This window comes from Nostoc spongiaeforme FACHB-130, assembly GCF_014698475.1.
In the GTDB taxonomy this organism is placed as follows: domain Bacteria; phylum Cyanobacteriota; class Cyanobacteriia; order Cyanobacteriales; family Nostocaceae; genus Nostoc_B; species Nostoc_B spongiaeforme.
Genome location: NZ_JACJTB010000002.1, coordinates 128,132 through 141,234, shown reverse-complemented (window position 1 = coordinate 141,234; position 13,103 = coordinate 128,132). Strand labels below are relative to the sequence as shown.

9 protein-coding genes and 1 pseudogene are annotated in these 13,103 nt (G+C 43.2%); 7 read left to right on the top strand and 3 right to left on the bottom strand.

Going from position 1 to position 13,103, the window contains the following annotated elements; translation table 11 throughout:
• The first annotated feature begins 54 nt into the window (after positions 1 to 54).
• A complete protein-coding gene (locus H6G74_RS02825; protein ID WP_190966217.1) occupies positions 55 to 861 on the top strand; it encodes a tetratricopeptide repeat protein in 807 nt (268 codons plus the stop codon).
• A gap of 10 nt (positions 862 to 871) precedes the next feature.
• Here H6G74_RS02825 and H6G74_RS02820 read toward each other — a convergent pair whose 3' ends face one another.
• Together H6G74_RS02820 and H6G74_RS02815 are read right to left on the bottom strand one after the other, a co-directional pair.
• On the bottom strand, positions 872 to 2,167 hold the full coding sequence (locus H6G74_RS02820; protein ID WP_190966216.1) for a phthiocerol/phthiodiolone dimycocerosyl transferase family protein: 1,296 nt from the start codon (positions 2,165 to 2,167) through the stop codon (positions 872 to 874).
• A 94-nt stretch (positions 2,168 to 2,261) separates the two neighbouring features.
• Positions 2,262 to 3,053: a TIGR01548 family HAD-type hydrolase gene (locus H6G74_RS02815; RefSeq protein WP_190966414.1), complete on the bottom strand. Its 792-nt coding sequence runs from the start codon at positions 3,051 to 3,053 to the stop codon at positions 2,262 to 2,264.
• A gap of 253 nt (positions 3,054 to 3,306) precedes the next feature.
• On the opposite strand from H6G74_RS02815, the gene H6G74_RS02810 reads away from it, so the two are divergent.
• The 5 genes and pseudogenes from H6G74_RS02810 (at position 3,307) to H6G74_RS02785 (ending at position 9,867) form a co-directional block, all read left to right on the top strand.
• Positions 3,307 to 3,606, top strand: a complete 300-nt coding sequence (locus H6G74_RS02810) for a 30S ribosomal protein PSRP-3 (protein WP_190710745.1) — start codon at positions 3,307 to 3,309, stop codon at positions 3,604 to 3,606.
• Positions 3,607 to 3,921: 315 nt separating this feature from the next.
• Positions 3,922 to 4,751: pseudogene (locus H6G74_RS31015) on the top strand (IS1 family transposase).
• Positions 4,752 to 4,760: 9 nt separating this feature from the next.
• A complete protein-coding gene (locus H6G74_RS02795; protein WP_190966214.1) occupies positions 4,761 to 4,916 on the top strand; it encodes a hypothetical protein in 156 nt (51 codons plus the stop codon).
• A 285-nt stretch (positions 4,917 to 5,201) separates the two neighbouring features.
• Positions 5,202 to 8,828, top strand: coding sequence for a chromosome segregation protein SMC (gene smc / locus H6G74_RS02790; RefSeq protein ID WP_190966213.1), 3,627 nt, complete (start codon positions 5,202 to 5,204; stop codon positions 8,826 to 8,828).
• Positions 8,829 to 8,886: 58 nt separating this feature from the next.
• The gene (locus H6G74_RS02785) at positions 8,887 to 9,867 is read left to right on the top strand and encodes a PRC-barrel domain-containing protein (RefSeq protein ID WP_190966212.1); all 981 of its coding nucleotides are present in this window, start codon (positions 8,887 to 8,889) and stop codon (positions 9,865 to 9,867) included.
• Between the two features lie 595 nt (positions 9,868 to 10,462).
• Here the strand turns inward: H6G74_RS02785 and H6G74_RS02780 are convergent.
• Positions 10,463 to 11,422 (bottom strand): glycosyltransferase family 9 protein, encoded by a 960-nt coding sequence (locus H6G74_RS02780; protein WP_190966211.1) that lies wholly within the window; start codon positions 11,420 to 11,422, stop codon positions 10,463 to 10,465.
• Positions 11,423 to 11,831: 409 nt separating this feature from the next.
• On the opposite strand from H6G74_RS02780, the gene metK reads away from it, so the two are divergent.
• Complete coding sequence (gene metK / locus H6G74_RS02775) at positions 11,832 to 13,094, top strand: methionine adenosyltransferase (RefSeq protein ID WP_190587883.1); 1,263 nt, start codon at positions 11,832 to 11,834, stop codon at positions 13,092 to 13,094.
• Positions 13,095 to 13,103: the final 9 nt, after the last annotated feature.

Below are 13,103 nucleotides of genomic sequence, written 5' to 3'. Positions count from 1 at the left end.
TTCGCCATGATAAATTGTGGAATCTCCACCGCAGATAGACACAGGTAAACCCAGATGATTAAGTTAATTAGTTTTGTTCTTTGTGTGTTACTTGTGTTTGGCTGGGGTCAACCAGTCATGGCACAATCCCAACAACCCAACTTCACAGCAGAAGAACTGCAACAAGGGGAAGAATGGGCAAATCAAGCATTTACAGCGACAAATCAGGGTGACTTTGCCACGGCTGAACAATATTGGACGAAAATTATTGAGAAATTTCCGACGAATGCGGGTGCGTGGAGTAATCGCGGAAATTCGCGGGTGAGTCAAAATAAGCTGCAAGAGGCATTAGCAGACTACAACAAAGCTGTAGAATTGGCTCCGAATGTGACAGATCCCTATTTAAATCGGGGTACAGCTTTAGAAGGTTTGGGAAAATGGGACGACGCGATCGCAGATTACAACCACGTTTTAGAATTAGATCCTAACGATGCAATGGCCTATAACAATCGTGGCAATGCCAAAGCAGGTTTAGGAAAATGGGACGATGCGATCGCAGATTATAAAAAGTCTACCGAAGTTGCACCTAATTTCGCCTTTGCTCGTGCTAACTATGCGATCGCTTTATATGAAACTGGTCAAATAGAACCAGCAATCCGTGAAATGCGAAATATTGCCCGGAAATATCCCAAATTTGCTGATGTGCGTGCAGCTTTAACCGCCGCTTACTGGGTAAACGGACAAAAAGGTGAAGCCGAAAGCAACTGGGTAGCCGCTTATGGCTTGGATAACCGTTATAAAGATATCAATTGGGTAAAAAATATCCGCCGATGGCCGCCTAGTATGGTGGCTGCTTTAGATAAGTTCTTGAAACTGGAATAATCAGGGAAGTCTAAAAATCACAAGCATTTTTCAGGCAGACAACTAAAGTGTCTGCCAATTCTTCCATCGAATTTTGGCTAATTGCAGGTAGAGAAAATGCAAAGTTTAAATTCATTTTGCTGTCAAAAGTTGTCACAGCCAAAGTCACAACACCACCAAAAACGCTCTGTACTGGCAAAAAGCTGATTTGTTCTAATTCAAATTGACCGTAAAATTTAGGAATTTTGACCTTGCCAATATTAGTTACAGAAACACTTGCAGGTCCTTGATTAGGTTTTTTCAGTAAGAATTTGAGTACCTGCTTGTACATCATGATGATGCTAAAGAGATGATCAGAATTTAACCCTGCGATGATAGTCTGTCTGACTTCCCGTGCTAAATCCCAGAAGGTTGTTTTGGTTGTGAGGGTATGAAATGAAGTGATGGACGAAAACAAAACACTGAGATTATTTTCACTCACAAGCGATCGCAACCTTTGGCGCAAGTCAACATGAGACCAACAATTTAACCAAATATCTTTCCTCTCATAAGCATAAATTTGATTAGTGACTGCAAACATTAACGCTGCACATAACGCGCCTTGTACTGTTGTTTTTTCCTGTCTGCAAAAATTCACTAACTTTTCCGTTAGTTCTTTGTCTAGTTGTCGGTGAACCAACCCACAACGACGAGATTCTATCGGGACACATTGCTCAAAATCTAGAGCTTTTGGTTGATACCATAACTGCTTAAATTGCAAATTTAATAACAAGAAAATGCCTTTGATTTTACCCCGCCATCCCTGCATTGATTCTGGCAGCAATTCTTGAATAGGTGGTAATACAGGTAAACTTTCAACAGAATTGATTAACTCTCCATCAGCGATTTTTTGACAATAAGTTAATATTTCTGAGTGCAGTTGGACGTTAGATAAACCGTCTGAGATAGCATGGTGCAAGATTGTAATTAGATAATTTACATGATTCTCACTCGGCGATTTAACTAACACACATCTTGCTAAACCTGCATCACTCGCTATTTTTTCGTTCATTTCTGCAATCACAACCTCTTGCCAATGCTGGCTATTAACACTACGCAGAGGAATTTGAATTGCTCCTGTTTCAAAGCACAGACGATTTAGGGAATTAATAATCCGAGCATTTAACAGAGGATGACGTAACTGGACAATATCAAGAGCTTTTCTCAAGATTTCTTCGTCTAAACACCCAATAATTCGGCTAATTGTCACTACATTAAACGAACCACCAGTCTGATTAACTATTTCCAAGGCCTCCTCAATGGGAGTAAGTTGACGATTGACTGTCATAAATTGAACTATTGGGAATAAAAAGCAGTATGCAGTAAAAAAGCGATCGCTTTCTTAGGTTAAGTATTCCCAATACCAACAAGTTAGTATTTCATCACGACAATAGTTCTGCTATTTTGACTGGATTCAACTCTTCAACATTACTCACAACTATCGCGGCTCCAGCTTTTTGCAGTGTTTCGCTGTATGCTTGAGCGCGTGCGGCTGTTTCTTGGACATGAGGCGGTAACACCCCAACACCAACCCAAGGACGATGCGGCTGCAATTCCCGCGCTTTTGTAACTGTGTACATATCAGCGACAGTATCACCCACATAGATGACGGTGGTGTTGCTGGGTTCATTCTCTAATTTCTCCACAGTGGCAAACAACCCTGTCGGATCGGGTTTACCGGGTGCATCTTCCATCGCAATCAACACTGGCGATCGCAAACCCAAGCGTTTTTCTAAAATGAAATTAGCAGAACCGCGCGTCGCACCACTAAAAAATCCCCAAGCAATGTTAGCTTGAGTCAACTGCTGTAAATATTCTGAGCTTAACAATAAAGGCTCATCACAAATATATCCCGTGAAATTATTCGGGTCTGGGCCACGATAACGGGCTTGAAAGAAAGTAACAATAGAGTTGTAGTCTAGTTGTTGTTGTTCTCTTGTCTTTCCTTGAGACTCAAAATAGCGGTAAATTAATTCTTGCGATGCTTCCCAATCATTATTCCAAACGCCTTCAGACTTGAGTTGGTCAATATCTAACGGTGTGGGACGATATGCAGCGTTAGTAAAATACTCTACAGTATCAGCGATCGCGCGGCGATAAGAACCGCCGACATCGCGCACAACGCCATCAATATCAAAAACGACAATTGCTCGTGCTGAAGCTTGTGCAGTCATGGTTGCGTGGATCACAATTTAAACTTTTCCGATTTTAAATTGATAAGCATCCTTGAAGAATAATTTAGAAGTCAGAATCAGCCGCATAGAATTTAATTGGAGAATTCTCGCTTCTGAGTCCTGAATTTTTTCGATAATTCCCCACTCCCCATTCCCTACTCCCTGAAAAGTTTGGTCATTCGGCTAGATATTAAGTTACAATAAGCAATCGCAAACTTAGTAAGCTATGCCCGGATGTATCCCGGAGGTGTGATTGACCAAGTTCATTCTAAAAATTCTTTGGTTGGAAGATAACGTTGCCCTAGCAGTTGACCAAGTTGTAGGTAAAGGTACCAGTCCCTTAACAAAGTACTTTTTCTGGCCCAGAAATGATGCTTGGGAAGAGTTAAAAAAGGAACTCGAATCTAAACACTGGATTACTGAGCTAGATCGCGTAGAATTGCTTAACAAAGCAACAGAAGTGATTAACTACTGGCAAGAGGAAGGTCGAAACCGTCCAATGGCAGAAGCTCAGTTGAAGTTCCCAGAAGTTGGTTTTACAGGTAGTGCTTGATACTGCACATTTAACTCTTTAGCTGTTTTACCTGAACAGTGCCAATCTTCCACAATTTTTATAGGTTAGCATCGCTACCAGTTACCCAACAGCGATTTTTAAAACCGCCACAACCATACCTTGTTAGCTATTCTTTCAGGTAATGTGTAGGCGGTTTTGTCATTTGTATTTAACCAGAACTCATATCAAGTCCACTGCATTACTGACAAGATTAGGACTTCAGTATAAGGAAATACATTTTATTTAAGCGGAAAATCAGGTTGGGTGGAGTGATAGCGTAACCCAACAGGTAGTAGTGCATAGTTAGTATCTTTCATGACTTTCAAAACATCCTCTAAATGCAACTCAAAGAAAGTAGTCAAAAATGGATGCACTCACTACGGAAAACAACGGTTCAAATGTTCTAATTGTGGACGGCAATTTGTCGAAAGTCCAACGAGACAACCGATTGAGAATTCAACACGAGAATTAATTGACAAACTCTTACTAGAACGAGTTTCATTAGCAGCGATCGTTCGGATAACCGGAGTATCGCTACGTTGGCTTCAATACTACGTAAATCAGAAATATTATCAAGTTCCTAAATTCGTTGAGGTGACTAAAAAAAACCAGGTAAGCTGATTATACAACTAGATGAAATGTGGTCATACGTGGGTTCAAAATCTAATAAACAATGGATTTGGCTTGCAATTGACGCGGCAACAAGAGAAATTATTGGAGTGTATGTTGGCGATCGCTCTAGTCAATCAGCAAAACAGTTATGGCAGTCTCTACCGCCAGTTTATCGTCAATGTGCAATTTGTTACACTGACTTTTGGGATGCTTATGAACAAGTTCTACCCAGTAAACGACATAAAGCGGTAGGCAAAGACAATGGAAAGACTAGTGACTAGTACAGGTCGGCGTAAATAAACAGACCATCAGGAATTGCTAAAAGGCTCGTGTTATCACTGTTCTTTATTTTTCCTTTTGATTTTTTACTTTTGCCTTGTTGTACTAGCTATATTGAAAGATTTAACAACACTCTGCGGCAACGAGTTGGACGTTTGGTTCGTAAAACATTGTCATTCTCTAAAATACTAGACAACTATATTGGCACTATTTGGTATTTTGTTCATCACTACAATGCTAATTTAAAAAGCTAAATCATTACTATGCACTACTACCAAGATTTGAAAAAATTAGAACCATGTTTGACATTTTTCAGAGTATCGCTACAATTTTCTCGTTATATGGTTACTAATAATCTTTCCACATATACTATGCAAGATTTAGAAACATTTATCGATAACAAAACTCAACAATTATAATTCTGACAAGAATACTATTTTCCCTAAAGTTAGTTAAAATTACTTTTGATATTTTAGTCTTAGCTCCCCTCCTCTGTGCGACGGACACTTTGCTCAAGTCGGGAGATCCGCCCACGCAAGTGTCCTCGACAGACACTTTGCTCAAGTCGGGAAACCCGCCCACGCAAGTGTCTTCCTCTGTGCCTTGGCGGTTCGATAATTTATTCACACAACCTATTGCTAAATTTTCATTAATTGATACACTTGTTCTTCATTAGCCATTAGCCCAGTGAACCAGCGCCTACTATGGTGTACGTCAAGCGCGTGGAACTTACCAACTTCAAATCCTTCGGCGGTACTACATCAGTCCCTTTGCTGCCGGGGTTTACTGTCATATCTGGGCCAAATGGTTCCGGTAAGTCGAATATTTTGGATGCGCTGCTGTTTTGTTTGGGACTCGCCAGTTCTAAGGGGATGCGAGCTGATCGCCTGCCGGATTTGGTAAATAACACTCAAACGGCTAAGGGACGCGCATCTGTAGAAGCTAGTGTCACGGTGACGTTTGATTTGTCGGGGGAGGATATCTCACGCAGAGACGCAGAGGCGCGGAGTGAGGAATTAGAGGAAGATGAAGAGAATTCCCACTCCCGACTCCCGACTCCCGACTCTCCTAGTGAGTGGAGTGTAACTAGACGGTTGCGGGTAACTCATCAAGGAACTTACACGTCAAATTACTATATCAATGGTGCGGCTTGTACGTTGACGGAGTTGCATGAGGAGTTGGAGAATCTGCGGATTTATCCCGAAGGCTATAACGTGGTATTGCAGGGGGACGTTACTAGCATTATCTCGATGAATGCGCGGGAGAGGCGGGAAATTATTGATGAGTTGGCGGGGGTGGCGGCGTTCGATCGCAAGATTCACCAAGCTAAGGGTACGTTAGATGAGGTGAAGGAGAAGGAAGATAGTTGTCGGATTATTGAGACGGAGTTAACTGCACAACGCGATCGCCTTTCTCAAGATAGGGCGAAGGCGGAAAAATATCAAAAGTTGCGGACGGAATATCTGCACAAGCAATCTTGGGAAGCGGTGTTATCGTGGCGTTCGCTGCAAGCACAGCAAGAAAAGTTAGCAACGGAAATTCAAAATGGCGATCGCTCTCATAATGACCTTACACTGCAATTAGAAACGCTCAATGTCGGTATTACGCAAAAAACTGCTGAATTAGAAAAGCTTAATGCTCATGTGAAAGCTTTGGGTGAGGAGGAACTGTTAGCAGTACAAGCGACTCTCGCTACTCAAGAAGCGGAACGCAAGCAACTCCAACGTCAGCAAACAGAATTAGAAACAACTTCCCAAGAAACCGCTAAACGCTTGGTGCAAACTCAGCAGGAAATTCACCAGCAGCAGCAAGCTTTGGGAGAAATTGCCGAAACCCAGAATGTCGAACGGCAATCGATTGTATATTGTCAGCAGCAACGGGATGAGACACAACAAGCACTACAAAAATCCCGCGAAGCCGCCGCCGAAATCGCCTCTGCGTCGGAAGCTTGGGTACAGCAACAAACTGCACTCAATCGTCAAATTGAAACTGTGTTGCAAACTCTAGAACCACAACGCACAGAGCAAGCACAATTAAGAGAAAGGAATAGTCAGCTACAAGAATTAATTCACGAACAAAGTCAGTTAATTGCCACGTTAGAACCGCAACTGGCAGAAAAGCAAGCTGAGTGTGTGCGAGTCGAGACAGAATTTAACGCCTCTAGTGAACCCATCCAAAACCTAGCGCAAAATCTGGCGGCGACAGAACAGGAATTACAAATTCAGCAAGACACACAAAAGCGGCTTTCTAGTGAACAACGGGAAAAGCAGCGCCAGTTAGATAAAATTGAGGCACAAACCCAAGCACAACAAGAAGTCCAAGGGACACAAGCCAGTAAGGTAATTATCCAGTCGGGGATGCCTGGGGTTTGTGGTTTGGTGGTACATTTGGGACGGGTGGAACCTCGATATCAGTTGGCGTTGGAAATTGCGGCTGGTGCGCGGTTGGGACATATTGTTGTTGATGACGATGGGATAGCTGCGGCGGGGATTGAATTACTCAAGCAAAAACGCGCCGGGAGAGCGACATTTTTACCTTTAAATAAGATTCAGGCTCCAAGAATTACCCAAGATGCAACTTTGCGGTTAGCAAACGGCTTTGTCAGTTATGCTGTGAACTTAGTTGAATGCGATCGCCGTTATAAAGATGTGTTTAACTATGTTTTTGGTAACACTGTTGTATTTTCCACCTTAGAACAGGCGCGGAAAAACCTCGGTTTATATCGCATCGTCACCTTAGATGGAGAATTGCTGGAAACCAGTGGCGCAATGACTGGTGGGAGTACAAATCAGCGTTCAGCGTTGCGCTTCGGTACAGGGGAAGCGGCAGAATCAGATGAAGCCATTGCGTTGAAAAATCGCTTGGTGGATATAGAACGCATTTTAGATCGTTGTATCGATGCGATCGCTTCTTTATCCAGCAAAACCAAACAACTCACCCAAGAACTCACAGAAGCCCGTCAAGCACGCCGCGAACAGCAATTGCAATTAGAACAGTTGCAAAAAGATATTAAAGCTTTGACGACGCAATTAGAAGGCACGCGATCGCAACTTGCCCAAAATACCGAAAAATTCTCCGCCGCCCAATCTCGCCTAGAAATTTTGGATAAAGATTTACCAGGGCAAGAAGCGCAATTACAACAATTACGTCATGTTTTAGCCGAATTAGAAGCATCCCAAACGCCTAGTGAATGGCAACAAATTCAAGCGGTAATTAAAACTCAAGAGCAACAATTACAACAACGAGAAACAGCTTTACGGGAAGCAGAACAACGGTTAAAAAACCTAGAAAATCAGCAGCAGCGTTTACAAGAACGTATTCAAGAAGCTGAACAAAAAATTATTCAGTATCATCAAGAACAAGAAAATTCTCAGCATAAACTCCAAACACTCAGCACTCAGCACTCAGCACTCAGCACTCAAATCGCTGAAACTCGCACCAAGCTGAGTGAAATGGAAAAAAGTTTGGGTGAAGAAAAGGTAAAACGTGATGCGATAGAACAAGAAGTGCGATCGCATTTACTCCGTCAGCAACAATTAGAATGGGAACTCGAAAAACTGCAAGAAACCCAGCAAAAGCGGCGGGAAGAACTAGAAGCTTTGCAAAATCAATTGCGAGAACTACTCCCAGAATTGCCCAGCCCTTTACCGGAAGTACCAGAACAGGTAGATTTAGAAGAATTGCAGAAAGAATTGCGATCGCTTGCCAAACGCCTACAAGCAATGGAACCTGTAAATATGCTGGCGTTAGAAGAATACGAACGCACCCAAAACCGGCTGCAAGAACTCACAGAAAAATTACAAACCTTAGAAGCCGAACGCACCGAATTATTATTAAGAATTGAAAACTTTACCACACTGCGACAACGCGCCTTTAAAGAAGCTTTTGACGCAGTGAACGAAAACTTCCAATCAATTTTCGCCACCCTCTCAGAAGGCGACGGCTACCTGCAACTTGATGATCCTGAAGATCCCTTTAACAGTGGTTTAAACTTAGTCGCCCACCCCAAAGGTAAACCAGTACAAAGATTAGCTTCCATGTCTGGGGGTGAAAAATCCCTCACCGCCTTAAGCTTTATTTTCGCCCTGCAACGCTACCGTCCATCACCTTTTTATGCCTTTGATGAAGTAGATATGTTTTTAGATGGGGCAAACGTAGAACGATTAGCTAGAATGATCAAACAACAGGCACAACTGGCACAGTTCATAGTTGTGAGTTTGCGTCGTCCGATGATAGAATCAGCCGAACGCACCATTGGCGTTACTCAAGCACGAGGCGCTTACACCCAAGTTTTGGGAATTAAGTTAACATCCTCGAATACATCTGCTTGAATCTTTGTTAATAATAGTGTATAGATAAACCGGATTCGAGATCAGGACTCGGTATAGAATGACCTCTGAACAGATAATTAGGCGTTCCGACTTATTAAATACTCAGGTGATTACCCGCGACAACGCCAAGCGGCTAGGGATTGTGAATCAAATCTGGGTTGATATCGATCAAAGGGAGGTTGTGGCTCTTGGTTTACGAGACAGCCTGATCTCTATCTCTGGACTGCCACGCTATATGTACCTTAGTAGTATCAACCAAATTGGTGATGCCATCCTGGTTGATAACGAAGATGTCATCGAAGATATTGAAATTGAAGCTTTCAGTAATCTGATTAACTGGGAAGTAATTACAGAAACAGGTGAAGTCTTAGGTAGAGTGCGGGGCTTTAAGTTTGACGGTATCTCAGGGAAGCTGCACTCAATAATTATTGCTTCTTTGGGAGTACCGCAAATTCCCGACCAATTTCTCAGCACCTACGAAATTTCCATCGACGAAGTTGTTAGCACAGGCCCCAGCAGATTAATTGTGTTTGAAGGAGCCGAAGAACGTACAACCCAATTAACAGTAGGCGTTTTAGAACGTTTAGGTATCGGCAAACCACCTTGGGAACGGGATGCAGAAGAAGAATATGGTTATTCTGCACCACGCACAGTTGCACCTTCAAATCAGCTACCAAGCGGCACACCATTACAGCCACCCAAGCCGAAAGTCCGCGCCCCCGAACCCGTAGCGCGGGAAGAAGAATGGAACGAAGACTACGTAGAAGAAGAAAGACCACGGCGCGAAGTCATGCGAGCGCGACAGTATGAGTCTATCCGCTACGAAGAAGACGACGAAGAAGATAACTGGAGCGAAGCCACAGGCGGCGACAGATATCAACAACCGCCCAAGTACGAAACCAAAGCCTACACCGACGATTACGACGATTATGACGACGATGTAGAAGGCGACGCTTGGGAAGATGCACCAAAACCCGTGAACATTCCCAAAAAAGTCAAAGAAAGGCAGCCAGAATACGAAGAAGAAGGCGGATATTAATTTTCAACCCCTCCTAAGTTATCAGGAGGGGTTAATTTTTATGTCATTTATAGCAGAAGGCAAGAGGCAGGAGGACGACACTTTGCTCAAGTCGGGAAACCCGCCCACGCAAGTGTCTCCAGAAGGCAGGAGAAAAAGTCTTAATCTTCCTGGTATTCAAGCTTTCAAATTGTCCTAACATATCTGACTACCGCCATACCACTAGACTTCTTGCACGAATGTTATAAAACATGAATTTTAAGCCTAACGTGCAGGCAAGGCATATAACTCAACAAAAAACGAAAAAATTATTTTGGAGGGGGTTTGGGGGACGCAACCGTCCCCCAATCGGGGGCGTGGGGGAGAATCCCCCAAATCTTTCTCATGCTCTGATAGGTAGAGTAGAAATTGAGAAATTAACTCTCATTATCTTAACTAAACAGTATTAATTTATTACTGTTGTAGAGACATTGTATACAACATCTCTACATGATTGGTAAGCTGTTACACATTTAAATTGCATAATTAGGGCGGGCAAGATGCCCACCCCACAAGAGTTATTGGCATTTCCGTTATGCAAACTAGATGTGGTTTAGCTTACAAGTTAATAATGAAATTAGCCGCCCCAGATTTTTTCAGAAACTGTTGTGGGTGAAATATCTGCTACTTTCCCAGAGGGGGATTTAATAGCAAGGAATTTTTCACTTTTTGGTAACAGTTTACCTGGATCTGAAGAGCCGAACAGACCAATAGTATAAGTCTGAACCGCAACACTCAACTGTAATGGCGCACTTTCGGTAGACAGCATTAGGTTTGCACCGGCAATCATAGCTGTCAACTTACCTGTATTATCAGGAGATGTGACTTTGATTTCTGGACAGGATTCGCGGAGCGATCGCACAAACTGTTCATCATCAGCACCTTGAATCACAACTACAGACATATCTGGCTGTTTTTGTTGAAATTCTTGAATAATTGGCTGCCAATGCTCAACCGGATAGATTTTCTCAGCACCTTTCCCCCGTGAGCCTGCATCAACCCCTCCATAAATCAAGACGTAGCCTGTGTCATTTACGCCTAGACGTTTTTGCTCATTTTGTGACCAGTCGATGTCGGGTATTGGGACATTTACTGCTAACTCTGGTACGGGTGTGGCTATACCCAATGGTTTTAGCAACTCGTGATACGCCGCCGCTACATACTGAGATGGATTAAACGGCACAGTATGAGTCAGAAACACGGCTCCTTTGCCTTGAAAGCCAATCCGCATGGGAATCCCTGTTAACCAGAGCATTAGTCCCACTAACCAGCTTTGCCCAAAAGCAATGGCGACATCATACTCGCGATCGCGTATTGTGCCTACCAAGTTACCCCAATCTGCTAGACTGTTACGATCTTTATAATCAAAGGTCAGTACCTCGTGAACAGACTTGCTCACTCGATAGGCAGCCTTTGACTGGGGTTCCGTAACGACATCTATCTGAGCGTCGGGATAATAACGCTTCAGACTATCTAGAGTCGGAAAGAAGAGAATTTGGTCGCCAATTCCGCCAGGTACAAGGGCTACTACTCGCATAATAATTATTGACGCTTACTCGCTCCTTATTTTAGGGGAATATAGGGATGAAAGATTAGTCCGAATTTCTCACGTATGGGTGGGGAGTGTGGGGAGTGTGAGGAGAGAGGGGAGAGGGGGAAGTGTGGGGGGGAAAGATTTCTTCACCATCCTCCCACACCTCCCACCCCTCCCACACCCCTGGATTTCTCACAAGAGAGAAATCCAGGTTAGGGAGTGTACCGGGCTGACTTTCTTAAATATTTAATTATTAATTCCTTTACAAATACCCAAATTTGATTATCTCTTTTAAAAATATAAAAATACACTTACTACGGAATGTGTCAAGATTGGTATGATTCTAGAAATAATTAGCTGAACTAAATACTTTATTTAGTCAGTGATTATACTCTCACAGGAGGAAATCTCTTTGTCTAGACGCTATTTATTTACCTCCGAGTCAGTAACTGAAGGACATCCAGATAAAATCTGCGATCAAATTTCAGATACGATTCTTGATACCTTACTGGCACAAGACCCCAGCAGTCGCGTAGCTGCGGAAGTAGTAGTTAATACGGGCTTAGTGTTAATTACTGGTGAAATTACTACCAAAGCTAATGTCAATTATGTGCATCTAGCTCGCAAAAAAATCGCTGAAATTGGCTATGTTGATGCAGATAACGGCTTTTCTGCTAACAGCACCAGCGTGATTGTAGCATTGGATGAACAATCACCTGACATTGCCCAAGGTGTAAATGTTGCCCATGAAACCCGCCAACAAGATAGTGAAGAACTATTCGATACCACTGGGGCTGGTGACCAAGGTATCATGTTTGGCTTTGCTTGTAACGAAACTCCAGAACTGATGCCTTTACCCATCAGTTTGGCACACCGCATTGCCCGCCGACTGGCAGCAGTCCGCAAAACAGGCGAATTATCATACCTGCGTCCCGACGGCAAAACTCAAGTAACCGTAGTCTACGAAGATGGTAAACCCGTAGGCATTGATACTATCCTGATTTCCACACAGCACACAGCTACAATTGGGGAAATCACTGATGAAGCCGCAGTGCAAGCTAAAATTAAGCAAGACCTCTGGACAGCAGTGGTTGAGCCTGTTTTTAGTGATATTACTATCAAGCCTGATCAAGAAACTCGCTTTTTAGTCAATCCCACGGGTAAATTTGTGATTGGTGGGCCGCAAGGTGACTCTGGTTTGACAGGCAGAAAAATCATTGTTGATACCTACGGCGGTTATTCCCGTCATGGTGGTGGCGCTTTCTCTGGCAAAGACCCCACAAAAGTAGACCGTTCTGCGGCTTATGCGGCGCGTTATGTAGCCAAAAACATTGTCGCTGCTGGCTTGGCAGAAAAATGCGAAGTGCAGTTGAGTTATGCAATCGGTGTAGCTAGACCAGTTAGTATTCTCCTAGAAACCTTTGGGACTGGCAAAGTAGATGATGAAATTTTGTTGGAATTAGTCAAACAAAACTTTGAACTACGTCCAGCAGGAATTATTCATAGCTTCAACTTACGTAACTTACCAAGTGAAAGAGGCGGACGTTTTTATCAGGACATCGCGGCTTACGGTCACTTGGGACGGAATGATTTAGACTTGCCTTGGGAACAAACCGACAAGGCCGAATTGTTGAAGCAAGCAGTTACTCAGTTGCGCTCAACTGCGATCGCCTAGTAATCTGAA